Source organism: Corallococcus sp. CA047B (assembly GCF_003612065.1).
Classification (GTDB): domain Bacteria; phylum Myxococcota; class Myxococcia; order Myxococcales; family Myxococcaceae; genus Corallococcus; species Corallococcus praedator.
In genome coordinates this window covers 1-23,211 of the sequence record NZ_RAWD01000145.1, presented here as the reverse complement: position 1 = coordinate 23,211, position 23,211 = coordinate 1, and the positions used below count along the sequence as shown (strand labels likewise).

The following is a 23,211-nucleotide window of genomic DNA, read 5'->3' as shown; positions in this document are numbered from 1 at the left end:
GGCGCGGAGGGGTGGCGCCCCCAGGTGCGGGGACTGGCGTCCCGGTTCCACTGCCTCTGCCTGGACAACCGGGGGTTCGGGGCCAGCCAGCCGCTCGGTGAGGCGCTGACGTTGGAGCTGATGGCGCAGGACGTGCTCGCGTTGATGGACGCGCAGGGCTGGGCGAGCGCGCACGTGGTGGGGCACTCGCTGGGAGGGCTGGTGGCGCTGTATGTCGCCCGCCGGGCCCGGGAGCGGGTGCGCAGCCTGGCGTTGCTGTGCACGTTCGCGTCGGGCGCGGTGCCGACCCGGCTGACGCCGCGAATGCTCGCGATGGGGCTGCGGACGCGGCTGGGCACGCGGCGCATGCGGCGCCATGCGTTCCTGCGCATGGTGCTGGCCCCTGATGACCTGGCCCAGGTCGACAAGGACGCGCTCGCGGAACAACTGGCGGAGCTGTTCGGGCATGACCTGGCGGATCAACCGCCCGTGGCGATGCGACAGTTCCAGGCCATGCGCCGCGCGGACGCCACCCCGTTCCTCGCCGGGTTCGCGGGACTGCCGACCCTGGTGGTGAGCGCCACGCATGACCCCATCGCGCCGCCTGCCGCCGGACAGGCGTTGGCGGCGGGCATCCCGGGGGCCCGCTTCGTGGAGGTTCCCAATGCCTCCCACAGCATCACCTTGCGCCTGCCGGAGCAGCTCAACGCGCTCCTGCGAGAGCATCTGGACGGCGCGGAGGCCCGCGGTAGGCACGGGGTTTGATCAAGAATGGACACCCTTCGGAGGGGACTCCGCTAGGGCCTCTCCCTGATGCTCCCGGGTCGCAGGCCTCCGTCGGATGCCGGACGGGTGTATGTCTTTGGTGGAAGGCACATTGACTTGCATCGGTTGAACCTCTACTTCGCATCCGCCCGTTCCTGGTGAGCGGGCCTCTGGGGGGTTCAATCATGGTCAAGCAGTCCGCACCCGTCGTCAGTACGGTCGAAGGGCAGCTTCGAGGCATCGCGGAAGAGGGTGTGTTTGCCTTCAAGGGCATTCCCTACGCCCAGCCCCCCGTGGGGGACCTGCGCTGGCGCGCCCCCAAGGCCGTCACTCCCTGGAAGCACATCCGGGAGGCGACTGTCTTTGGCAATGCCTCCCTCCAGTCGCGCGAGGCCTGCATCGCGGGCGGCGGTGGCGACCCGGGCCCCATGGGCGAGGACTGCCTCTACCTCAACGTCTGGACGCCCCGCGTGGACGCCCAGGCGAAGCTCCCCGTCATCGTGTGGATCCACGGCGGCGCGTTCGTCATCGGCGCGGGAGGCCTGCCCCCGTATGACGGCGTGCCGCTGGCCTCGCGCGACGCCGTGTTCGTCACGCTGAACTACCGCCTGGGCCACCTGGGCTTCTTCGCCCATCCCGCCCTGGAGCAGGAGCGCAAGGAGGGCCCGGCGAACTTCGGCCTGTTGGATCAGCTCGCCGCGCTCCAGTGGGTGAACCGCAACATCGCGCGCTTCGGCGGGGATCCCGGCCGCGTCACCGTGGTGGGCCAGTCCGCCGGCGGCAAGAGCGTGCTGTCGCTGTTCTGCATGGAGGCGGCGCGCCCGTACTTCCACCGGGGCGTGGCGCTCAGCGTGTACGGACTGGACGAAATCCCCGTGGAGCAGGCGCTCCTGCGGGGCGAGGCCCTGACGCGAGGCATGGGCGTCCCGGACGGCGAGGCGACACCCGAGCGCCTGCGCAAGCTGCCCGCGGAGGACTTCTGGAAGCAGCCCGCGACGACGTCCACCGCGCCCGTGGCCATCTCCGGGGACTCCGTGCTGCCGCAGTCCATCCTGGCCACGTTCCAGGCGGAGCAGCAGGCGCGCGTGCCCCTCATCCTGGGGAGCACCAACGACGACGTCAGCGTGCTGGAGGCCTTCGGGCGCGACCCGATGGAGATCCTCCAGGCCCTGCGCGACAAGGGCGTCCCCATCAAGCTGCTCTACCCGGGCGTGAACGACGACGTGGAGCTGGCGCGCCAGGTGAGCCGCGACATCCTCTTCACCCTCATCCCCCGGCAGGTCGCGGACCTGCACGCGAAGGTGTCGCACGTGTGGCGCTGCTACTTCGAATACACCGCCACCCGGCTGCGCCCCGAGCGGCCCAACGGCGTCGGTCACGGCGAGGAGATTCCGTACTTCCTCGACACGGCGGCCCGGTGCCCTCCCACGCAGGCCGTCATCAGCGACGAGGACCGCTCCTACGCGCGCCAGGTGAGTGGCTGGCTCGTCGACTTCGCCAGGAGCGCGGTGCCCGCGCCCGCCAGCGAGTGGCCGCGCCATGAGAAGGGCTCCGACTTCCTGATGCGCGCGCAACAGCCGCCCAAGGTCGAGGAGAACTTCATGCTGCTGCGGCTCAACGCGTTCCTGCTCGCGAGCGCCATCATCAACGGCGCGGATTCCGCGCCCGCCCAGCGCACCGGTCGCTCCGGGACCGAGCAGCCCCGCGGCTCCAGGCCCGTGGGCACGCGCCCGTAGTCCACGGCCGCGCGAGATGGGATGACCGGCCCGTCCGTGGACGCTACGGACGGGCCCGGTAGCGCTCCACGGCGGCCAGGAGGACCTCCGTGCGCACGGGCTTGCCCAGCAGGCCCACCGTGCCGGGCAGGGGCGCCTGGAGGTCCGGATCCGCCGTCAGCGCCAGCACCGGCGGCCGTGGAGCGGGCTCCAGGGCCCGCAGCCGAGACAGGAACGCTTGGTCCTCCGGGTTGCGGAGCATCAGGCTCAACAGGACCAGACAGGGGCGCCGGGGCAGGCGGGTGAGCACCTCCAGGGCCTGCATGGCGGTCGCCACGGACAGCACGGTGTAACCCTCCAACACCAGGAGGGCCACCAGCGCCTCGCGCAGGTCGTCGTAGCCTTCAACGACGAGCACTGTCGATGGAGTGTCCAGGGCGTCCACTGTCAAACCTTATACCTCCCACCCCCAGCCTCCGCATCCCCGCCGGCTGATGGGAGGGCGCGGAAGGGGGACTGGCGGACATCCCGGCTCAGGCCTTGGCCTTGGGGCGCTGCTGCGGCTTGAGGATGACCTTGGTGTAGCCGTCCTTGCGGGCGTCGAACTTCCTGTACGCATCCGGCGCGTCGCTCAGCGGCAGCCGGTGGCTGACGATCATGCTCGGCTTCGCGCGGCCCGCGATGATGAGGTCGCGCAGGAAGTGGTTGTAGCGCTTCACCGGCGTCTGGCCGGTGCCCACGGTGATGCCCTTGTCGAACACCTTGGCCCACGGCAGCGGGTAGATGCCCTGCTTCGCGTTCTCGTCCGCGGCGCCGGGGTCGGGCGCCATGTAGACGCCGACGACGCCAATGGAGCCCGTGGTGTTCACCAGCTCCACCAGCTGCTCCAGCACCTGGGTGGGCTTCTCCTTGCCGCCGTGCGCGTCCGCGCCCCGGATGTCGCGGGACTGGTAGCCCACCGCGTCGATGCCGCACATCACGCCCAGCGACTTCTCCTCGCCCGGCCGCAGCGCGCCCATGATGAGCGGGTTGGCGCGGCGCAGGTCGATGATCTGCTTCACCGGGTCTCCCTTCGTGAAGTCGATGGGGATGGCGCCCATCTCCTTCACCTTGGCCAGGCGCTCCGGGACGCTGTCCACCACGTAGACCTCCGAAGCGCCGCGCAAGAGCGCGCAGTAGCCGGCGAGCAGGCCCACCGGCCCCGCGCCGAAGACGGCCACCGTGCTGCCGGGCTTCACGTTCGCCAGCTCGGTGCCGTGGTAGGCGGTCGGGAAGACGTCCGACAGGAGGAGGAAGTCGTCCTCCAGGTCGTCACCGGGCTGTCCGGGGAGCTTCAGGCAGTTGAAGTCCGCCCAGGGCACGCGCAAGAGCTCCGCCTGGCCGCCCCGGTACGGGCCCATGCCCGCGTAGCCGTAGCCGGCGTGGGGCGCTTCCGGGTTGGCGACGAGGCACGCCTCCGTGCGGCCGCGCACGCAGTCGAAGCAGGTGCCGCAGGCGATGTTGAAGGGCAACACCACGCGGTCGCCCTTCTTGATGCCCACCACCCCGGGGCCCACCTGCTCCACGACGCCCATGTTCTCGTGGCCAAACACCTGGCCGGCCTTGGACGAGGTGCGACCCTCGTACATGTGCAAGTCGCTGCCACAGATGCCCGCGGAGGTGACGCGGATGATGGCGTCGGTGGTCGCTTCGACCTTGGGGTCCTCGACCTCTTCGACCTTCACCTGACTGGTCTGCTTGTAGACGACGGCGAGCATGGGCTTCTCCCTCGAGTGATGGGGCGGGCGACGAAACGCCCCCTCAAAAGTGGGATGGCGGGTGCCCGGGGGAAAGGGCCCCGGCGGACGTTGCGCACGCCCCCCGCAGGCGTGCGGGCCTAGTGGGCGAGCACGGGCGGCGCCTCCACCGGCGTCACCAGCGACAGGCGTTCCCAGGCGCGGCTGCGCCAGCGCAGCCACATGGCCAACCCGCGCGTCCACTCGTCCGCGGCCACCGCGAGCCACACGCCCGCGAGCCCCAGTTGGAGGTGGAAGACGAGGAAGTAGCCCAGCGGCAGGCTCATGCAGACCATGGAGCCCATCGCCATGTAGACGGGGAAGGTGGCGTCCCCGGCGGCTCTCAGCGCGTTCACCAGCACCAGGTTGAACGAGCGCCCCGTCTCCAGGATGAGGCTCAGCAGCAGCACCTGCGACGTCATCCGGAGGATGTCCCCGTCGTGGGTGAAGAGGCGGATGAGCGGCTCGCGGAAGACGATGGCCGTCAGGTCCACGGCCACGGTGATGCCGACGCTCCACTTGAGGCTCGTGAGCACGCGCGCGTACGCATCCGAGGAGCGGTTGGCGCCCACCAGCCTGCCGACGATGATGGACGTGCCCATCCCGATGGCGAGGCTGCACAGGAACACGTACTGCGACATCGCGTTGGCGTACTGCCGGGACGCGAGCGCCGTGGGGCCCAGGAACGTCACGTAGTACAGGAACACCGTCTGGCACGCGTGGTACGTCATCTGCTCCACCGCGGACGGCACGCCCACGCGCAGGATCTTCCGCACGTACTCGCCCGTCATCGCCACGAAGTCCCGGCGCTTCATGCGCACGTCCATCACGCGGTAGAGCAGCCAGCCGAAGACGCCCACCGCCAGGGCGCGGCTGAGCACGGTGGACATCGCCGCGCCTTCCACGCCCCGCGCCGTCACGCCGAAGTGCCCGAAGATGAGCACCCAGTTGCCCACGACGTGCACCACGTTCATGCCCATGGCCACGAACATGGACTGGCGCGTGAAGCCGTACGTGCGGATGAGGCTGGAGAAGACGTTGATGAGCGCCTGGAGGAAGAGGAACCCGCCCGCGATGTGCCAGTAGGTGCTCGCGTACGCCAGCGTCACCGGCTCCAGGTTCATCCGCCCGAGGATGGCATCGGCCGACAGCAGCAGCCCCGCGCTCACCGCGATGCCCAACACGAGGTTCATCGTCACGGCCTGGGCCGCGATTCGCGACGCCTCCGCGTTCCTCTTCGCGCCCAGGTACTGGGACACGACGATGGACGCGCCGTGGCTGACCACCTCCATGATGAGGATGCAGATGAAGACGTACTGGTTGACGACGCCCACCGCGGACACCGCGGCGTCGGACACGCCGCTGAGCATCAGCGTGTCCGCGGTGCCCATCAGCATGAAGAGGAAGATTTCGAAGAAGATGGGCCAGGTGAGCCGGAACAAGCCGGGCTCCTGGCGGGAGTTCGTCACGACTTCAGTGTGCATGGATGCGCCGCGTCAGAGTGGCTTCACTGTGCGCGCGCGACTTTTCGTTTTCAACCCGAAGCGAGCGCCGGCTGCCTGCCCGGCGCCCGGTTGGGGCTGCAAACGTCACGGAACGGCAACGTGTGACTTTTCCGCCTACGAAGAGGTCAGCCGGGTCACGGATTCCAGGAGGGCTTCGAGGGAGAAGGGCTTCTTGAGGAAGCCGGCCCAGCCCTGCTGCGCGGACTTCTCCCGGGGCGGCTGGATGGCGCTCATCACGAGGATGGGGAAGACGTGGCGCGGGTCCTTGCGGATGGCGTCGATGGTCTCATAGCCGTTCATCACCGGCATCATCACGTCGATGATGGCCAGGGCGGGCTTCAATTCCGTGAGCTTCTCCAGCGCCTCGCGGCCGTTGCCACAGAGGATGACGCGGAAGTGCTCCTCTTCCAGGATGGCCTGGACGGCCTCCGCGATGTCCAGTTCGTCGTCCACCACGAGCACGGTCTTCATGTGCGACTCCGGCGGGAGGCGCTGGCGGGAGCCTTCTTCGTCGTGGCCTTCTTCTGCGCGGTCTTCTTCTTCGCGGTCCTGGGCTTCTTGCCCGCCGAGCCCAGGGGGGCCTTGAGCGCGGAGCGTGCCTTCGCGGGGGGGGCCGTCCCCGGCCCCGACGTCAGGCGCGCATGGCCGGTGAGGATGCTCTCCGCGCTCTCGAAGGTGTCCGCGACGGTGATGCCGTTCTCGGAGATGGAGAACTCGCGGATGCTGCTGTCGTAGGCGCTCTCGCGCATCTTCATGATGGAGAGCAGCCGGTAGAGCTGCGAGCGCAGCTCCACGTAGCGCACCAGGATGACGTTCTCCACGGTGGAGGCCGCCTCCGGCTGGGCCATCTCCACGCCGGGGCTGAACAGGGGCGTCTCATCCGAGTACAGCGTGGTGACGTCCATCATGCGCAGCTGGTGCGTGAGCGCGGAGAAGAAGCGGCTCAGGCGGTCCGGGTACACGGCGGCGGAGCGGAAGCCGGACACCCCGTCGATGAACAGGCGCAGCCGGTCCACCTTGCGCTCCTCGATGCGCTCCAGGAGCCGCTCCGCCAGCGAGTCCATGTTGTGCTCCAGCGGCGGCTGCCACTGGATTTCGATGAGCCCCTCGTCCACGTACTTCTTGAAGTCGTGCATGCCCGTGCCCAGGGCCTTCTCGATGAGGCGGGGGGGCGTTTCATAGAAACCGAAGTAGACGCCCGGCTGGCCCGCCCTCGCGCCCTCCAGCAGGAAGCGCAGGCCCAGCAGCGTCTTGCCGGTGCCGGGCGCGCCCAGCAGCAGCGTGGTGGAGCCGGACAACACGCCCCCCTTCAGCGCGTCGTCCAGGCGGGGGATGCCGAAGGGCATGCGGATGCGGTCCTCGCGCCCTTTGGCCGCGGGGTGCGCGAACTGCACCTCCGTGCGCGGGTGGATGACCATGCCCTGGTCGGAGATCTCCACCTCGTGGCGGCCCAGGAGCGACGGCCCGCCCCGGAACTTGATGGCGATGAGCTCGCGCACCGCGCGCGGCCCGTGCAGCCACAGGGACAATTCGAAGATGCCGTCCACCGCGGTGTTCTCCGGGTGGATTTCACCTTCGTGGTGCGGCGCCAGCAGCAGCGTGGTGCAGCCCAGGATGTTGCAGAAGGTCTGCAGGTCCTGGAGGAAGCGCTTGAAGGACAGGTCCGAGCGGGCGAACTCCTTCGCCACGTCCATGCCGTCGATGATGAGCAGCGTCGCGCCATGCGGCTGGGCGTTCTTTCTCAGCAGCTCCAGCAGGCCCTTGAGGCCCTCCTTCTCCAGCTCGCGGTACGCGCTGAGGTACTGGAGGCGCTCCGGGATGACGCTGGGGTCGAAGAACGTCATCTGCGACAGGTTCTCCAGCATGCGCCCGTGGGACTCGGACAGGAGCGTGATGTAGAGGGCCTTGCCGCCATTGCGCACGTGCTGGAAGGCGATCTGGTTGGCCAGCACCGTCTTGCCTGAACCCGGCGGTCCGATGATGGCGTAGGACGAGCCCAGGATGAGGCCGCCCTTGGTGATGAAGTCCAGCCGGGGCACGTTGGTGACGAGCCGCTTCGCGGGGCTCCTGCCGTCCTTCGCTTGTGTGCCCTCGTCACTGTCCGCTGTGTTCGCCACGAAGAGTTCTCCTTGGATGCTCAGTACCGGCGGGTCAAATGCAGGGGCAGCCGCAGCTCGAAGCGCGCGCCCTGGCCCAGGGCGCTTCGCACGGTGAGGGTGCCTTCATGGGCGGTGGCGATGGCCAGGGACAGGTAGAGGCCCAGGCCCAGCCCGTCGAAGCGCTCGCCCGTCGTCACGCGCTCGAAGCGGCGGAAGATGCGCGCGTGGTCCTCCGGCGCGATGCCCACGCCCGCGTCCTCCACTGTCAGCACGGCGTGGTCGTCGCGCGTCTCCAGGCGCGCGTGCGCGGGCCGGCCCTCGCCGAACTTGATGGCGTTCGTCAGCAGGTGGGCCACGGCCTGGGAGAGCCGCTGCGCGTCCCCGAAGAGGACGACGGGCGCGTCGGGCAGCGTGGCGTCCAGGGCCACCCGCGCGCTGCGGGCCTGCGGCTGGAGCCGCTCCACCTGTTCGCGCACGAGCTGCGACAGGTCCACGGTCTCCATGTCCAGCTCCATGTCCCGGGTGGACAGGCGGGAGACATCCAGCAGGCTGTCCACCAGGTTCTGCAGGCGGGTGAGCTGGCGCACCGCGGGGGTGAGCCGCTTCTCCACGGGGCCGGTGGACACGGGGCCCTCCGCGTCGTTCACCACGAGCTGCACGGCGCGCTCCAGGTTGAGCCGCAGCACCGTCATGGGCGTCTTGAGCTCATGCGCCGCGATGCTAAGGAACCGGTCGCGGGCCCGCACGGCGTCCCGGGCGCGGGTCTGCAGGCGCAGCAGCGCTTCGATGTTGGCCAGCAGCTCGTCCTCCGCCAGGGGGCGGGTCCAGTACGCATCCGCGCCCTGCGCGAGCCCCTTCACGCGGTCCTCGCGCTGGATGGACACGGAGGACAGGTGCGCGATGAGCAGATCGCTCGTGGCCTCGTCCGCGCGCAGGCGGCGGCACACCTCGTAGCCGTCGATGTCCGGCATGTGCACGTCCAGCAGCACCAGGTCCGGCAGTCCCTGCGCGAGCGTCAGGGCCTCCTGGCCGCAGGTGGCTTCGAGCACGTGGTAGCCGCCCTGCCTGAGCGTGAGGCTCAAGAGGTACAGCGTCGCCGCGTCATCGTTGACGTTGAGGACGGTGAGCCGGGGACGGGCGCCCGGTTCTTGGAGGTCGGAGGTCTTCACGTGCCTGCGGTGTGCACGCAAAAAATGGTCGCGCGGGCGGCGAACGGAACCACCTGGCGCCCAAAAAGGTGGCGGGAGTGTGCACGGGGGTGTGGAGGGTGTTGGACTCCGAACGAAGCCCTCCCTGGGCGGGTTGTTTTTCCGTCAGGACGCCACCGAAACAAGCGACCAGGAGCGCAGGGCGCGGGTCATGCGGACCCCGCGCGGAAAGGCGATGGGACATGAAGGGCGTGGCAGGCGCGCTGTACGTGGACGATGGCGGAGCCGGGACGGGGACTCCGGTGGTGTTCGTGCACTCGCTCGCCGGGGACACGGAGCAGTGGTCCCGGCAGCTCGAGCACGTGCGGGCACGCCGTCGCGCGGTGGCCCTGGATCTGCGGGGGCATGGCCGCTCGACGCTGACGTCCGACGCGCGGGAGCTCACCATGGAGGACTTCGCCCGGGATCTGGACGCGGTGGTGGAGGGCCTGGGGCTGCCGCGCGTGGTGCTGGTGGGGCACAGCCTGGGCGGCGCGGTATGCGCGGCCTGGGCGGGCGCGCACCCGGAGCGCGTCGCGGGCCTGTTCCTCCTGGATCCCGCCTCCGACGGCCGCTCTGTTCCGAAGGAGCAGGCGCAGGGGATGATGGACGCGCTGGCCACCGACCACTGGAAGGATGCGGCGGGGGAGTACTGGCAGTCGCTGCTGACGGCATCCACCCCGGAGGTGCGCGAGCGGGTGATGGGGCAGTTGGGGCGCACCGCGCAGGGCGCGTTCCGCGGCGGCATGGGGGCGCTGCTGACGTTCGACCCGGAGTCGGCGCTGAAGCGCTACCCAGGGCCGGTGCTGTCCGTCATCACGCCGCTCAACGAGTCGCCCGGCGCGTACCACGTGCTCGTCCCGCGCGTGTGGTCCGAGAAGGTGACGGGCACGGGGCACTGGGTGCAGCTGGATGCGCCCGAGCAGGTGAACCGCCTGCTCGGTGCGTTCCTCGCGGCGCTGCCCTGAAAGCGGGCCGCGCTGCTCTCAGGGCATGACTTCCAGACGGAACTGCTGGCAGTCGTTGTTGGCCCAGACCCACTGCTGGAGCGCGGCGCCGTCGCCGGTGTTCCAGCAGTTGGCCACGTCCAGCACCTTGCCGCTGTGGCGGGCCTCGAAGCGGGAGAAGCCCCCGGTGGTGGCCACCGGCTTGAACTGCTGGTTCAGGCCCCCCGCCCAGGACCACTCCTGCACGCGCGCGCCGTCGGCCGCGGACGCGGCGTCCACGTCCACCACCTTGCCGCTGTAGCGCGACACGAGCCGCGAGTAGCCGCTGTCGGTGGCGACCAGGGACCACTGCTGGCTTGCGCCCGTGTGGCACGTCCACTGGTGCAGCCCGGTGCCATCCGCCGCGGACGGCCCGACGATGTCCAGGCACTTGCCGGTGGCCTTGTTCACGAGCCGGTACCACGGGCCCTGCGGGCTCGCGGTGCCGCCCCACTGAAAGGACGCCACCGAGCGCGGCGGCAGGCTGTACTCGAAGGCCTGCCCGGCCCAGCGGACCTTGAAGCCAAGCGTCGCGCCGTCGTTGGAGTTGAGCGCGACGAGCGCGTGCGAGCCGTCCGGGTTGCGGAAGGCGAGCGTCTCGATGTTGTTGTTGCCCAGCGACGTCGCGCCCACGCGCACCGCCCCCGGCCGCACCACCTTCGCCAGGTGCGCCCACGCGTAGTACTCCTCGTTGCGCGTGAAGGTGCCGTTGGCGTTGTTCACGGTGAACATGCCCCGGCAGTCCGCGCAGCCGCCCACGCGCGGCCCGTGGTTGGGGTCCAACGCGATGTTCCAGTACAGCGACGTGCGCGACCAGTTGCGCAGCGGACCGAAGAGGTTGTTCTGCAGCGCCCACTCCAGGTTGGCGGCGGCGTTCGTCGCCCAGAAGCCGCCGGTGCACTCGGTGAAGTGCACCTCCTTGTTGGGGTATGCATTCCGGAAGTCGGTCTGCACGGTGAAGCTGCCTTCGGGGCTCTCGTAGCAGTGGTACGCGGCGCCCGCGACGGCGTTCTGCGCCTGCCCGCCGTTGTAGGACATGACCTCATGCGGGAAGCCCGCGGGGCCGGAACCGTCATGCCAGTTGTGGTCCCACGCGAGCAGCTTCACGCCGCTGAAGCCCGCGGCGTTGAGCGCCGGGCGCAGGTGCTGCGCGGTGAAGATGGACTGGTCGTTGGACTCCATCTGCATCGTCGGATAGCTGCCGTTGGCGTTGTGCGGCTCGTTCTGGGTGCTGAACGCGTGGATGGGCACGCCGTGGGTGTTGTAGGCCTGGAGGAAGCGCACGAAGTAGCTGGCGTACGTGGCGTACAGGTCGTTGCGCAGGTAGCCGCCGCCCGTGAGCGAGTTGTTGAACTTCATCCACGCGGGCGCGCTCCACGGCACCGCGAAGATCTTCACCTCCGGGTTGATGGAGCGCGCCTGCTGGAGCAGCGGCAGGATGTACGCCGTGTCATGGCCCACGGAGAAGTCGTTCAGGTCACAGCAGGTGTCGTCGTAGGTGTAGTTGTTGCGTGAGAAGTCCGACGCGCCCATGGGCAGCCGGATGACGCTGTAGCCCGCGCCCGCGCCCACGCTGAACAGGTCGTTCATGATGGCCGTGCGCTGGGGCGAGTTGTAGATGAGCCACGCGGACGCATCCGTCAGCGCGCCGCCAAACCCGTCGATGGTCTGGTACGTCGCGGCGTCGTTCACGTCGATGGCCGTCGCCGTGCCGCTCTCCGCGCCGAACGTCTTGTTCGCCTCCGCGTTGAGCTTCTTCACCAGCGTGCTGCCCGACGTCGTCGTCAGCCACACCTTCACGGATTCGTTCGCCGCGAGCGCGGAGGGGGACGCGAACGTGGCGGCGGCCAGCAACAGACCACTCAGGGGGACACGGGACAGCCGGGGGCGCGACGGCACGAAAGACATGCGGGACTCTCCAACGACACGGGGGAAAGGCCCGGGAGAGTATTCAACTTTTGCGGCTATGACATGTTATTCGTGGATGGTTGGGTGGCGGACACGGGGCTCGCCGGAGCCTCCATGCGGCGGGCGGCGGCGCCGTGAAGGACGGACATCTGGCGCGCCAGTCGCTCCAGTTGGGACTGGAGCAGGGGGGCTTCCTGGCCCAGCGCGAGGCCCGGCCCGTCGGGCGTGGGGACGTTCCAGCCAATCAACGCATTGAAGGGGGGCAGGGCGCGGGGGGGACGGCCGTGGAGCACCGCGTCCGCCAGATCCTCCATCGCTTCGTCCATGGCGGCGGAGAAGCGGGCCAGGGCTTCGTGCACCGCGGGCGTGGAGGGCACGGAGCGGCGCGAGGCGAGCAGGGTGCAGACGGCGGCGAAGCGGCGGGTGAACGCGAGCAGCGTCATCAGCGGCTCCAGGGCCTCGGTGCTCCAGCGCGGTTCGCTGAGCAGCCGCTGGAAGGACGCCTCCGCGTTGATGGTGGCCAGCCCCAGCTTGCGGCGGGCCTCCGCGAGCGCCGGGGCCTGGGGGGGCTCACCCCGGCGCCACGCGGATGACAGCACGCCGAAGAACTCGCGGTCCGCGCGCAGGGCCTCCGCCATCTGCGCGGGGAAGCGCTCCTCCTCCGAGCGCTGCCACAGGAAGAAGGTGCCCGCGAGCGCGAGCGCGCCGCCGATGAGGGTGTTGACGATGCGCACCGGCGCGAGCGTCCAGTCCCCGCTGCCCAGCTCCGCGAGCAGCACGAAGGTGAGCGTGGCGAAGACGGTGAACAGCCCGTAGTTGAGCGGGATGAGGCTCACGCACAGCGCCGCCGTGCAGAACAAGAGCCCCATCATGATGCGCGGGTCCTGAAGCCAATACGACACGGCGATGGCGAGGATGCCACCCACCACCGTGCCCAGCACGCGTTGCAGGGCCTTGAGGAAGGTGGGCCCGGTGTACGGCTGCATGATGGTGAGGACGGTGATGGTGACCCAGTAGCTGTGGTTCGGCCGGAAGATGCTGGAGATCCACACCGCCGCGGTGGTGGTGAGGCCCACGCGCAGCGCGTGCCGCAGCACTTCCGAATCCAGCGTGAGGTGCGCTCTCAGCGGCTCCAGCAGGGAGGGGTGGGTCTCCTCGGCCAGCTCCCGCTTGGGCGGAGGCATGCCCGCCACCGGAGGCCCGGGCAGCCGGCACGCGGTGTCCAGCGCCACGTCCGCGCGCTCGCGCAATTCCGTGAGCAGCCGCGCCACATCCAGAAGCCGCGCCCGCTCCAGGCGGGTGAGCAGCCCGCGTGTGTCCAGGTCGGTGAGCGCGTCGCGCAGCGCGCGGCCATCCCACTCTGGCTGGGGCCTGCGGGTGCGGCCCTCCTGCTCCGTCAGCCGCACGAGGTCGCGCGCGGTGTGCGCGCAGTCCAGCAGGGCCACGACGACCGCGGCGCGAGGGTCTCCCACCGCGCTCACCGGAGGGCCCAGGCTCTCCAGGTCCTCCGCCAGGGCGATGAGCCCCATGAACATCGCGTCCGCGGCCTCCAGCAGCACCAGCAGCCGCTCCCCGCGACCGCGCTCGACGCGGCCCTGGCGCGTGGCGGTGAGCGTGGTGCGCGCAAGCTCCAGCGTCTCGCGGATGCGCCCGTGCTGCTCCTGGATGAGCAGCTGCCAGGAGTCCTCGCGCGCGCCCTGCGACACGCGCGACAGGGCCTCCGCGTAGTCCGCCACCGCGTCGAAGCACGCCGCCACCGCCTTGCGCGCGGGGCGGTACGGCCGGATGGGCCAGAGCACCAGCGACAGCACCATCGCCCAGGCCGCGCCGGCCAGCAGCATCGCGCCCGAAACCAGGGCGTGCATGGGGCCATCCCCGGGCAGCGCCACGGCGATGACGAAGGTGGTGGCGGCGATGTTGCCGGTGGTGTTCGCCGCGGCGCCGTACACGCCCGCGAAGCTCCACGCCGTCACCCACAGCAGGGTGAGGGGAATGGACAGCGAGGGGTACAGCCCCACGAGGCTGCCCACCGCCGCGGACACCGCCGCCGCCAGCGCCGTGCCGCCCATGGCGCGTGCGCGCGCGTGGTAGGAGCCGCCCTTGTCCACGAAGGACGTGTTGAAGCCGCCAATGGCGAGCCACAGCCCGCCCGGCAGGTTGAAGGCGGTGCCCACGACCATGGGGACGAAGATGGCGAGCGCGGCGCGCAGGCCCGCCTTCACCGCCGGCTTCACGGGGGCGAAGCGGGCCACGGCCTTGGCATGGTCCAGGAGCTGACGGCGAATCACCCGTTCCCCATAGAGCACCGGCCCCGGGTGGGGCCACCGGAATCCGGGCCGGATGCCCGTCAGCCGTCAGTGCGGGGCGGAGGGCTCCAGCGCGAGGGCCGCACCAGGGGGGGCCTTCTTCGCCGCACCCAGTCCGTAGCGCCGGGCCGCCGTGTCCACGATGCGCTGGACGAGCGCGTCGTAGCCCATGCCGCGCGCCTGCGCGCCCATGGCCACCTCGCACTGGGTCTCCAGGTACGGGTTGGGGTTCACCTCCAGCAGGTAGGGTTCGTTGGTGCGGCTGGAGACGCGGAAGTCGATGCGGGCGTAGTCGCGCAGCTTGAGCGCGCGGAAGGCCGTCACCGCCGCCCGCCCGATGCGGCCCTGCAACTCATCCGACAGGTCGGTCGGCAGCACGAGGTGGGGACTGCCCGGCGTCTCCGGCGCGAACTTCACCTCGCGGTTGGCGATCTTCATGCGCTTGCGGTTCCACCGCGAGCCGAAGTCCAGCTCCACCACCGGCAGCACCTCCGGGCGAGCGCTGTCGCCCACCACGCCGACGTACAGCTCGCGGCCCTCGATGAACTCCTCCGCCAGCGCCTCGTCGTCGTACTCCTCGCGGATCTTCTTCACCCGCCGCGCCAGCCCCTCCATGTCCTTCTCCACACCCAGGCCCATGGACGCATCCGAGCGCGCGGGCTTCACCACCAGCGGGAAGGACAAATCGCCGTTCGTCTGGAACGACAGGCCGTCGAAGGTCGCGAAGCGCGGGGTGAGCACGCCGTGGAACTGGAGCAGCTGCTTGGTCAGCACCTTGTCCTGCGCGAGCAGCAGCCCCGCCGTGCCGGAGCCGGTGAAGGGCATGCGCGCCAGCTCCAGCACCGCGGCGACGTTGACCTCCAGGCGGTAGTCCTCCGCGAAGGTCTCACACAGGTTGAAGACGAGGTCCGCTTTCGCCCGGGTGATGAGCCGCACCAGGTCCGACACGCTCTCATCCACGCGCACGTCCACGGGCTCGTGGCCGGCCGCGCGCAGGGCGGCGCTCACCTGCGCCACGACGGCGTCGGGCGGTTCGTCCTTGGGCTGGTAGTGGAGGACGGCGATGCGAAGGGACTTCTGGGGCATGTCAGTCCTCGAAGAAGCGGTCGGTGTGCAGGTAGTTCATCGCCAGCACCGTGACGAGCGACGCCAGCTGCATCGCGGCCTCGCGGCTGTCGTCGGGGTGCAGGGTGAGGTTCAGCGCGGCGGTCCGCTCCGACAAGTGGTCCACCAGCGCGCGCACCACGCCCCGGCCCACGCCGGAGTAGTGGCCCACCGTGGAGAGCAGGCGCTGGCGCTCCGCCTGCACCAGCGTCGCGGCGCTCACCGGCGCCTCGCCCGGCCCCCAGAAGATGTCCTCCAGCGCGTGGTCGAAGGCGTTGCGCAGCTCCAGGTCCACCTTCTCGTCCAGCTCCCGCTGGCGGTAGTGGTCCTGGACGGTGCCCTCCATCTCCTCCGTGGTGAGGTCCGGCTGGGCCAGCTGCACCAGCGCGGGCGCGCGGCCCAGCTCCTTCGCGGTGGCCTCCACGTACTGGAGCTTCTTGAGCGCCCCCCAGCCCTGGTAGCGCTTCTCCCAGTCGCTGCCCGGCGTGAGCCACACGGCGAAGGTCTCCGCGAAGTCCTCGTCCGGGTGCTTCTGCGCGTACCAGCCGGCGATGTGGAAGACGTAGCGGCGGGAGAAGGGCCGGGGCTTGTAGTCGTCCCGGTACGGCCGCGCGTAGTCGCCGAACACGCGGCGCCACTCGTCGGTGTCGTAGAGGCGGTAGGCGTAGTTGAAGGCGTGGCCGGCCTCATGGCGCAGGTACATGAGGATTTCGGCCTCCGTCTCCGCGCTGCCCCCCAGCTCCGCCTCGATGGACAGCAGGTCCGGATCCGCCAGGTAGAACGGCAGGCCGATGACGGGCACCCCCGACGGACAGCCCCATTCGTCCGACAGATAGCACTGGGGCTTGAACGACAGCCCCTTCGCCTCCAGCTCCGCGTGAAGCTGCGCGATGCAGCGCTCCAGCGGCGTGCCGGACAGCCGCAGCGCCAGGTCCTTGATGCGCGCCTGGAGCAGGGCCTCGCGCCGGGGTGACAGCCGTCCCCGGCCTTCACTGCCCTCGGTGGGGTGTTTCTCGCGCAGCACCCGCGATTCGGACTGGGTGGATGGCATCATCCCTTCGATAGGTAGGAATCCCGTCCGGGGATGGACAGCCCGGCGAGCGTCATGAAGCAGGCAGCCCACCGAGCCCTTGAAGGGATGGGACATGGAATCGGACATGCGCCGCGAACGCCTTCCCGAGCCGGAGTCCCGCGCCCCGGTCGCGGTGCTCTTCCAGGCCCTGCCCCCGCCGGTCATCGACGGCGTGCGCAAGCCCGCGAAGGCCGGGGGCTACGCGGACAGCGGCGCGGACATCGCGTACGCGCTGCGCGAAGCAGGCGTCCCCGTGGTGACGCCGGTGGCCAACCCCGACCCGGCCGTGCAGGAGGACTGGGTGTTCGGGGATGACGCGGCGGGCATCGCGGCGGCGCGCGACGCCGGGGCCCGGGTGCTGTGGGCCAACACCGTGCTGTTCACCGGCCACCCGCTGGAGGCCGTGCTGAAGGACGTGTGGGTGGTCGGGCAGGATCCCCGCACGCAGGAGACCTTCGACGACAAGTGGGTGACCAACGAAGCCCTGCGCCGCGCGGGGCATCCCGTCGCCGCGTCGGTGCTCGTCAGCGCCCAGGCCGCCTCCGGACGCCTGGGTCTGGACACGCTCACGGAGGCGGAGCTGGAGGCCCGGGACCTGCGCTTCCCGCTGGTGCTCAAGCCGATGCGCGGACGCGGCAGCCAGGGCGTGGTGCGCGTCATGGACATGGCGCAGCTCAAGGAGACGGCGGCGCGGTTGCTGGCCGCGCGCGAGCAGGGCGTACCCCGCTTTGGCGACACGTTGATATTGGAGCAGTACCTGGGCGGGGAGGAGCTGACCGTGACGGTGATGCCCCCGGCGCGCTTCGTGCTCGGAGGGGTGCCCCACGACTACGCCCATCACTGGTCCCTGCCGCCCGTGCGCCGCTTCCACCACCAGGACGGGGTGGCGCCCTACAGCGGCGCGGTGGCGGTGGTGGACAACAGCGAGGTGCTGGGCCTGGCCGCGCGCCAGGAGCCCCGCGTGCGCGCCGCGCTGGAGAGGTGCGCGCTCGCGGCCGGCCTGCTGGGGGTGACCGCGCCCATCCGCATCGACTGTCGGAGCGACGCGCTGGGGACCTTCCGGCTCTTCGACCTGAACCTGAAGCCGAACATGACCGGGCCGGGGCGCCCCGGCAGGGAGCGCCAGGACAGCCTGGTGTCCCTCTCCGCGCAAGCCTTCGGCTGGTCGTACCGGGACCTGCTGCTGCACCTCCTCGCGCAGGCGTGGCGGCTTCGGCGGTCGGGCTAGCGGCCCAGGTGCCGGGCATGCGGGCGCGTGGAGGCAAGCGTGGTCCGCCCCGGACAGATGGTCATTTTTCCAGTGGGAAACCCCCAGGAGCCGCCATAGGGACAAGGCTTCGTGTTCGAGGAGCCGCGCTGAGATGAGTGAGGACGTTCCCCCCGGCCCGGAGGCGCTCTTCACGGGCAGCAGCCAGATGCACGCCCTGGTGCGCGCGCATGACTGGGCCGCGACCCCGGTGGGGCCCGTGGCCTCATGGCCGACGAGCCTCAAGGTGCTCGTGAAGACGCTGCTCGGGTCGCGCTACCCGATGATCCTCACGTGGGGCCCAAAGCTCAGCCAGTTCTACAACGACGCCTATTCGGCGGTGATTGGCGACAAGCACCCGGGCGCGCTGGGCACGGACATCCGGGGCACGCTGGCGGAGGCGTGGGATGCGCTGGGCCCGCTGGTGATGGAGGCGATGACCACCGGCGTCGCCAGCTGGGTGCCCGCGCTCCAACTGCTGCTGGAGCGCAGCGGCTACCGGGAGGAGTCCTACTTCGACGTCAGCCACGCGCCCGCCTTCGACGACACGGGCGCCATCGGCGGCATGCTCGCGGTGTGCGCGGAGGTGACGCCGCAGGTGCTGAGCAGCCGGCGCATGCGGCTGTTGCGCGACCTGTCCGCGCAGGCGTCGGACCTGCGCAGCGTCGAGAAGACGTGCACGGACCTGGTGTCCGCCCTGGCCGGGCATCCGCTGGACGTGCCCTTCGCGCTGCTCTACCTGCGCTCGGCGGATGGCCGGGCGCTGACGCTGTCCGGGGCGGTGGGCCTGGAGCGGGGCGGGCCGCTGAGCCCGGAGACGCTCGCGCTGGACGCGGGCCTGACGCAGGCGCTTCCCTTCCTGCGCGCGCTCGACGGCGAGCGGGTGCGCGAGGAGGGCCTGGAGTCGCGGCTGTCCCTGCGGGGCGGGCCCTTCGGCGACGCGGTGGGTTCGCGGCTCCTCCAGTCGCTCGCGGGGGCGGGCACGGCCGCGCCCCTGGGCGTGCTCGTCACGGGGCTGTCCCCCAACCGGGCGTTCGACGAAGGGTACGCGTCCTTCAGTGAGCTGTTGGGCGCCCAGGTGGCGGTGGCGCTGCGCAACGCGCAGGCCTACGAGGAGGAGCGGCAGCGCGCCGAACAACTGGCGGAGCTGGACCGGGCGAAGACGGCCTTCTTCCACAACATCTCCCACGAGTTCCGCACGCCGCTCACGCTGATGCTGGGGCCGCTGGAGGACGTGCTCGCGCGGGTGCCCGTGACGGAGGAGGCCCGGCACGACCTGGAGGTGGTGCACCGCAACGCGGGCCGGCTGTTGCGGCTGGTGAACACGCTCTTGGACTTCAGCCGGCTGGAGGCGGGGCGCATCGACTCGCGCTTCGAGCCCACGGACCTGGCCGCCTTCACCCAGGACCTGGCCAGCCACTTCCGCTCCGCGGTGGAGCGCACGGGGCTGCTCTTCACGGTGGACTGTCCCCCGTTGCCGGAGCCCGTCTACGTGGACCGGCGGATGTGGGAGAAGGTTGTCTTCAACCTGCTCTCCAACGCGCTCAAGTTCACCTTCACGGGCTCGCTCAGCGTGCGGTTGAAGGCCCGCGAGGACGCCGTCGTCCTGCGCGTCACCGACACGGGCACGGGCATCCCGGCCGCGGAGCTGCCGCACCTCTTCGAGCGCTTCCACCGCGTGCGCAACGCGCGGGGCCGCACCCACGAGGGCACCGGTATCGGCCTGGCGCTGGTGCGCGAGCTGGTGGCGCAGCACGGCGGGGACGTGGCGGTGGAGAGCGTGGAGGGCGAGGGCAGCACCTTCACCGTCCGCATTCCCCGGGGCACGTCCCACCTGCCCGCTGAGCGCATCCTCGCCGCGCGCGAGCAGGAGCCCACCGCGCAGGACGCGCGCCCCTTCCTCCAGGAGGCCGAGCGCTGGTCGGACACCGAGCCCCTGTCTGGCGAGGCGCCGCCCGCGGCGGTGACGGAGCCGGTGACGGGAGGGGAGGCGCCGCGCCCCAGGGTGCTGGTGGCGGACGACAACGCGGACATGCGCGAGTACGTGCAGCGCGTGCTGTCCCCCTCGTTCGACGTGACGCTGGCGACGGATGGTCAGGCCGCGCTGGAGGCCGCGCGCACGCACGCTCCGGACCTGGTGCTGACGGACGTGATGATGCCGCGGCTGGGCGGCTTCGGGCTGTTGCGCGCGCTGCGGGAAGCCCCGGCCACCCGCTCCGTGCCCGTGGTGATGCTGTCCGCCCGCGCCGGCGAGGAGGCCGCGGTGGAGGGGCTGGAGGCGGGCGCGGACGACTACCTGGTGAAGCCCTTCAGCGCCCGGGAGCTGGTGGCGCGCGTGCGCTCCATGCTGGAGCTGGCGCACATGCGCCGCGAAACCCTGCGGCAGGAGCTGCTCGCCGCGTCGTTGCGCGAGCGCCTGCAGGCCCGCGACGACTTCCTCGCGGTGGCGAGCCACGAGCTCAAGACGCCGCTGGCCGCCTTCCGCCTCCACCTGGAGCGGCTGGAGCGCAGCCTGGGCGAGGACGCGCTGGGCCGCGCGAAGAGCCCGCTGGAGTCCGCGGGCCGGCAGGTGCAGCGGCTGCACGCGCTGATGGAGACGCTGCTGGACGTGTCGCAGCTCACCACGGGCCGGCTGGCGCTTGACTTGAACGACGTGGACCTCACCTCCGTGGTGGGCAACGCCGTGTCGCGGCTGCGCGAGGAGGTGGAGCGCATGGGCGTGACGGTGACGCTGGACGCGGGGACGCCGCTCGTCGGCCGGTATGACAGGCTGCGCATCGACCAGGTGGTGACGAACCTGCTGTCGAACGCGGCCCGGTACGGCCAGGGCCGCCCCATCTCCGTGCGCGTGGCCTCCGAGGACGGCACCGCGCGCGTCACCGTGCGCGACGAGGGCATTGGCATCAGCCCGGAGGACCGCGCCCGCATCTTCGAGCGCTTCGAGCGCGCGGTGCCCGGCCGCAACTACGGGGGCCTGGGCCTGGGCCTGTGGATCGCCCGGCAGGTGGTGGAGGCGCACGGCGGCCGCATCACCGTGGACAGCGCGCCGGGCCTGGGCTCCACCTTCGTGGTGGAGCTGCCGCTGGAAGGCCTGAAGGCGGCCTGAGGGCCGCGCAACGAGGAGAGGGGGACCCGGGCATGCGGCCCAGGCCCCCCTCCCGGGGACTTCACGTCACTGCGGATGCATCACGGCGCGACGGTGAACACCAGGTCGTCGCGGTCGTTGTACTCGTTGGACACGCAGGCGCTGGCGGGGCTGCCGGTGCCGTAGCGGAACTGCGCGCGCACGGCCTGGTTGGTGCCCGAGGGCAGCGTGTACGTGGCCGACAGCGTGGAGGCGCCCGCGGCCGTCGGGGTGAGGGTGGTGATGAGCGTCCAGACGGGCGTCGTCGCGGCGGCGTTGGCCGTGTAGTACAGGTCCAGGCGGTCCGAGGACGGGCTCGCGTAGGCCCACACCGTGGCCTCCACCTTCACCTGCTTGCCGGGGGCGAAGTTGCTGCCGTCCACGGTGGACACCTTGAGGGCGTCGTTGGACTCGTCGCTGTGGAAGGTGCCGCTGCTGCCGTCGACGCAGGTGCCCTTCAGCGTGTTGGGCGCGCTCGTCTCCGCCGGGCTCATGGCACCGCGGCCCTTGAAGGCCGTGCCGCTGTCGCACGTGGCGGCCACCGCGCCGCAGCGCAGCGTCTTGTACGTGGCGTCATACGTGCCGGACGTGGACACGTTCGCCACCGTCGCCGTGACATTGCTGGTGGTGGCGGAGTTGCCGGAGTTGTCGGACGCCTTCGCCGCGAAGGTGTGGCTGCCGTTGGCCACCGTGCGGCTGTCCCACGCGAAGGTGTAGGGCGAGCTGAAGGCGGTGCCCTTGAGGGCGCCGTCCACGAAGAATTCCACCTTGCCGACGCCCACGTTGTCGGTGGCGTTCGCGGCCAGGTTCACCGTGCCCGTCACCGTGCCGCCGCTCGCCGGCGTGGTGAGCGCCACCGTGGGGGCCTGCGTGTCCGTGGGCAGGCCGGGGATGGTGCCCTTGCCCAGCTCCGCCAGGTACGCGGCCGTGATGCGCGCGAACTTCAGCGCGTTGTTGGCGTTGTTGCCGCTCTGGCCATCCGTGCTGTTGGCCAGCGTGTCGTTGGCCGTGTGGATGTAGGGGTTGTCCTGGCTCATCGTGGCTTCGAACGGGATGGACGCCGGGTAGCCCGCGCTGGTCCACGACGCGTGGTCCGAGCAGCCGTAGCCGCACGTGATGTTGGAGCGCGTATAGCCCGTGTACGTGTCGATGAGGTTGCCGAGGAACGTGTTCTGCGCCGCGTTGGTGTTGTCGGTGACGAGCGTCACCTCCACCGTGGAGCCGCGGTAGTTGGTCATGTCCAGCTGGAGCACGCCCACCACGTTGGTGGCCGCCGCCTTGTGCGCCTGCGCGATGGCCTGCGAGCCCAGCAGGCCCACCTCCTCCGCCGCGTACGCCATGAACTTCACCGTGCGCGCCGGCTTGTAGCCCTTGGCCATCGCGACGCGGAACACCTCGGAGAGGGTGGCCACGCCGGAGGCGTCGTCATCCGCGCCCGGCGCCGTCGCCGTGGGACGGCTGGAGGAGGCCACGTTGAGGTTGATGGAGTCCAGGTGGCCGCCAATCACCACGACCTCCGTCGGATTCACGGCGCCCGTGATGGTGGCGATGACGGAGGGCTGCTCCCAGGTGGAGTGCGTGTAGAGCTGCACGCTCACGTCGCTGCGGCCCGCCGCGTAGGACTGCCACGTGTCCCGGAGCCAGTTGGACGCCTGCACGGAGCTGGTCGAACCCTTGTAGTAGCGGTTCGTGTAGCTGGACAGCTGCGTGATGGTGCTGCGCAGGCTGGCCTCCTGGAGGCCGGAGAACAGCGAGCTGACCACCGCCGCGTTGTCCAGCGTGTAGCTCACCAGCGTCGGGTTGATGGCCGGCTGCGCGGGCGAAAGCACCGCCAGCGCCGCCTCCTGCGTGTCGTGGGTGAGGAAGCCCGCGCAGCGGTGATACTTGTCGTGCATGAGCTGGGACACGTCGCCCAGCTGCGACTCGCGCAGCTTGAGCACGCTCACGCCGTTGGACTCACGCACCAGCGTGGGCGCGGAGTTGCCCGCCGCGCGGAACGACGTGCGCAGGGCGTCCAGCGTCTCCGAACCCACCGTGATGTAGACCTCCTTCTCGCGCGCCTCCTGGGCGGATGCGGTGGCGCAGCACAGCGACAGGACGACGGGGGCCAACTTCTTGAAACGCATGTTCCGCTCCGTTTGCAGGCGAGGGCTTGCCCTGCGTGAACGCCACCCGTGCCCGACTCCGGGGGAAGAAGATTGAGGGGGAAGGCACGGTGAAAAACGCCCACGTCCCGGTCCGGACGCCTGCGTCCTGGACCCCGTGGGTTGGGTGCGCATCCTGGGGAAATCAAGACGGGCCCGTCAAGGCGGAGAGCAGCGTGAAACAGGATGAGACAGGCAAAAGCGTTGGGCCTGCGATGACGCACCCGGGCCACGCGCGCGCCCGCGCGAAAAACATTTCGCGGTGTCTTGAGTGGGGCGGGGGATGAGGGGGAGGC

At 70.5% G+C, this 23,211-nt stretch carries 16 protein-coding genes; 5 read left to right on the top strand and 11 right to left on the bottom strand.

Translation table 11 applies throughout. The features are described 5' to 3' along the window. Both D7X74_RS22240 and D7X74_RS22235 read left to right on the top strand, forming a co-directional pair. Positions 1–744 (top strand): alpha/beta fold hydrolase (locus D7X74_RS22240; protein ID WP_120535003.1); only part of this gene is annotated, 744 nt, incomplete at its 5' end. A gap of 185 nt (positions 745–929) precedes the next feature. Then, entirely contained in the window at positions 930–2,480 is a 1,551-nt protein-coding gene (locus tag D7X74_RS22235) for a carboxylesterase/lipase family protein (protein WP_120534999.1), read from the top strand. Between the two features lie 43 nt (positions 2,481–2,523). Here the strand turns inward: D7X74_RS22235 and D7X74_RS22230 are convergent, their stop codons facing one another. The 6 genes from D7X74_RS22230 to D7X74_RS22205 form a co-directional block, all read right to left on the bottom strand. Continuing rightward, the gene (locus tag D7X74_RS22230; RefSeq protein WP_158620420.1) at positions 2,524–2,877 is read right to left on the bottom strand and encodes a two-component system response regulator; all 354 of its coding nucleotides are present in this window, start codon (positions 2,875–2,877) and stop codon (positions 2,524–2,526) included. A 115-nt stretch (positions 2,878–2,992) separates the two neighbouring features. Next, positions 2,993–4,216, bottom strand: a complete 1,224-nt coding sequence (locus tag D7X74_RS22225; protein WP_120534997.1) for a glutathione-independent formaldehyde dehydrogenase — start codon at positions 4,214–4,216, stop codon at positions 2,993–2,995. Between the two features lie 119 nt (positions 4,217–4,335). Next, positions 4,336–5,718 carry an MATE family efflux transporter gene (locus D7X74_RS22220; protein WP_120534996.1) on the bottom strand — a complete coding sequence of 461 codons (1,383 nt, stop codon included), beginning with the start codon at positions 5,716–5,718 and terminating at the stop codon, positions 4,336–4,338. Positions 5,719–5,853: 135 nt separating this feature from the next. Then, complete coding sequence (locus D7X74_RS22215) at positions 5,854–6,210, bottom strand: response regulator (protein ID WP_120534995.1); 357 nt, start codon at positions 6,208–6,210, stop codon at positions 5,854–5,856. After that, positions 6,207–7,856, bottom strand: coding sequence for an ATPase domain-containing protein (locus tag D7X74_RS22210; RefSeq protein WP_120534994.1), 1,650 nt, complete (start codon positions 7,854–7,856; stop codon positions 6,207–6,209). The genes D7X74_RS22215 and D7X74_RS22210 overlap by 4 nt, the downstream gene beginning before the upstream one ends. Positions 7,857–7,876: 20 nt before the next feature. Next, the gene (locus D7X74_RS22205; RefSeq protein WP_120534993.1) at positions 7,877–9,007 is read right to left on the bottom strand and encodes a hybrid sensor histidine kinase/response regulator; all 1,131 of its coding nucleotides are present in this window, start codon (positions 9,005–9,007) and stop codon (positions 7,877–7,879) included. Positions 9,008–9,228: 221 nt separating this feature from the next. Between D7X74_RS22205 and D7X74_RS22200 the strand changes: the two genes are divergently transcribed. Beyond that, positions 9,229–9,993: an alpha/beta fold hydrolase gene (locus tag D7X74_RS22200; protein WP_120534992.1), complete on the top strand. Its 765-nt coding sequence runs from the start codon at positions 9,229–9,231 to the stop codon at positions 9,991–9,993. Between the two features lie 18 nt (positions 9,994–10,011). On the opposite strand, the gene D7X74_RS22195 is transcribed toward D7X74_RS22200, so the two are convergent. The 4 genes from D7X74_RS22195 to D7X74_RS22180 all read right to left on the bottom strand — a co-directional run bounded on the left by D7X74_RS22195 (position 10,012) and on the right by D7X74_RS22180 (position 16,383). Next, positions 10,012–11,919: an RICIN domain-containing protein gene (locus D7X74_RS22195; protein ID WP_120534991.1), complete on the bottom strand. Its 1,908-nt coding sequence runs from the start codon at positions 11,917–11,919 to the stop codon at positions 10,012–10,014. A gap of 56 nt (positions 11,920–11,975) precedes the next feature. Further along, positions 11,976–14,207, bottom strand: a complete 2,232-nt coding sequence (locus D7X74_RS22190) for an FUSC family protein (RefSeq protein WP_233595728.1) — start codon at positions 14,205–14,207, stop codon at positions 11,976–11,978. 66 nt (positions 14,208–14,273) lie between these two features. Continuing rightward, a complete protein-coding gene (locus tag D7X74_RS22185; RefSeq protein WP_120534990.1) occupies positions 14,274–15,311 on the bottom strand; it encodes an ATP-grasp domain-containing protein in 1,038 nt (345 codons plus the stop codon). 1 nt (position 15,312) lies between these two features. Next, positions 15,313–16,383, bottom strand: a complete 1,071-nt coding sequence (locus D7X74_RS22180; RefSeq protein ID WP_233602198.1) for a putative zinc-binding metallopeptidase — start codon at positions 16,381–16,383, stop codon at positions 15,313–15,315. A 103-nt stretch (positions 16,384–16,486) separates the two neighbouring features. Here D7X74_RS22180 and D7X74_RS22175 point away from each other — a divergent pair, with 103 nt between their 5' ends. Both D7X74_RS22175 and D7X74_RS22170 read left to right on the top strand, forming a co-directional pair. Next, positions 16,487–17,629: an ATP-grasp domain-containing protein gene (locus D7X74_RS22175; protein ID WP_120535000.1), complete on the top strand. Its 1,143-nt coding sequence runs from the start codon at positions 16,487–16,489 to the stop codon at positions 17,627–17,629. A gap of 133 nt (positions 17,630–17,762) precedes the next feature. After that, positions 17,763–20,753: an ATP-binding protein gene (locus tag D7X74_RS22170; RefSeq protein WP_120534989.1), complete on the top strand. Its 2,991-nt coding sequence runs from the start codon at positions 17,763–17,765 to the stop codon at positions 20,751–20,753. An 80-nt stretch (positions 20,754–20,833) separates the two neighbouring features. On the opposite strand, the gene D7X74_RS22165 is transcribed toward D7X74_RS22170, so the two are convergent. Next, positions 20,834–22,897, bottom strand: a complete 2,064-nt coding sequence (locus D7X74_RS22165; protein WP_120534988.1) for a M20/M25/M40 family metallo-hydrolase — start codon at positions 22,895–22,897, stop codon at positions 20,834–20,836. Positions 22,898–23,211: the final 314 nt, after the last annotated feature.

Coding starts and splice junctions, on each gene's coding strand:
- D7X74_RS22180 (WP_233602198.1), bottom strand. CDS start 16,383: ATGATGCCATCCACCCAGTCCGAATCGCGGGTGCTGCGCGAGAAACAC.
- D7X74_RS22185 (WP_120534990.1), bottom strand. CDS start 15,311: ATGCCCCAGAAGTCCCTTCGCATCGCCGTCCTCCACTACCAGCCCAAG.
- D7X74_RS22215 (WP_120534995.1), bottom strand. CDS start 6,210: ATGAAGACCGTGCTCGTGGTGGACGACGAACTGGACATCGCGGAGGCC.
- D7X74_RS22200 (WP_120534992.1), top strand. CDS start 9,229: ATGAAGGGCGTGGCAGGCGCGCTGTACGTGGACGATGGCGGAGCCGGG.
- D7X74_RS22165 (WP_120534988.1), bottom strand. CDS start 22,897: ATGCGTTTCAAGAAGTTGGCCCCCGTCGTCCTGTCGCTGTGCTGCGCC.
- D7X74_RS22175 (WP_120535000.1), top strand. CDS start 16,487: ATGCGCCGCGAACGCCTTCCCGAGCCGGAGTCCCGCGCCCCGGTCGCG.
- D7X74_RS22195 (WP_120534991.1), bottom strand. CDS start 11,919: ATGTCTTTCGTGCCGTCGCGCCCCCGGCTGTCCCGTGTCCCCCTGAGT.
- D7X74_RS22220 (WP_120534996.1), bottom strand. CDS start 5,718: ATGCACACTGAAGTCGTGACGAACTCCCGCCAGGAGCCCGGCTTGTTC.
- D7X74_RS22225 (WP_120534997.1), bottom strand. CDS start 4,216: ATGCTCGCCGTCGTCTACAAGCAGACCAGTCAGGTGAAGGTCGAAGAG.
- D7X74_RS22170 (WP_120534989.1), top strand. CDS start 17,763: ATGAGTGAGGACGTTCCCCCCGGCCCGGAGGCGCTCTTCACGGGCAGC.
- D7X74_RS22235 (WP_120534999.1), top strand. CDS start 930: ATGGTCAAGCAGTCCGCACCCGTCGTCAGTACGGTCGAAGGGCAGCTT.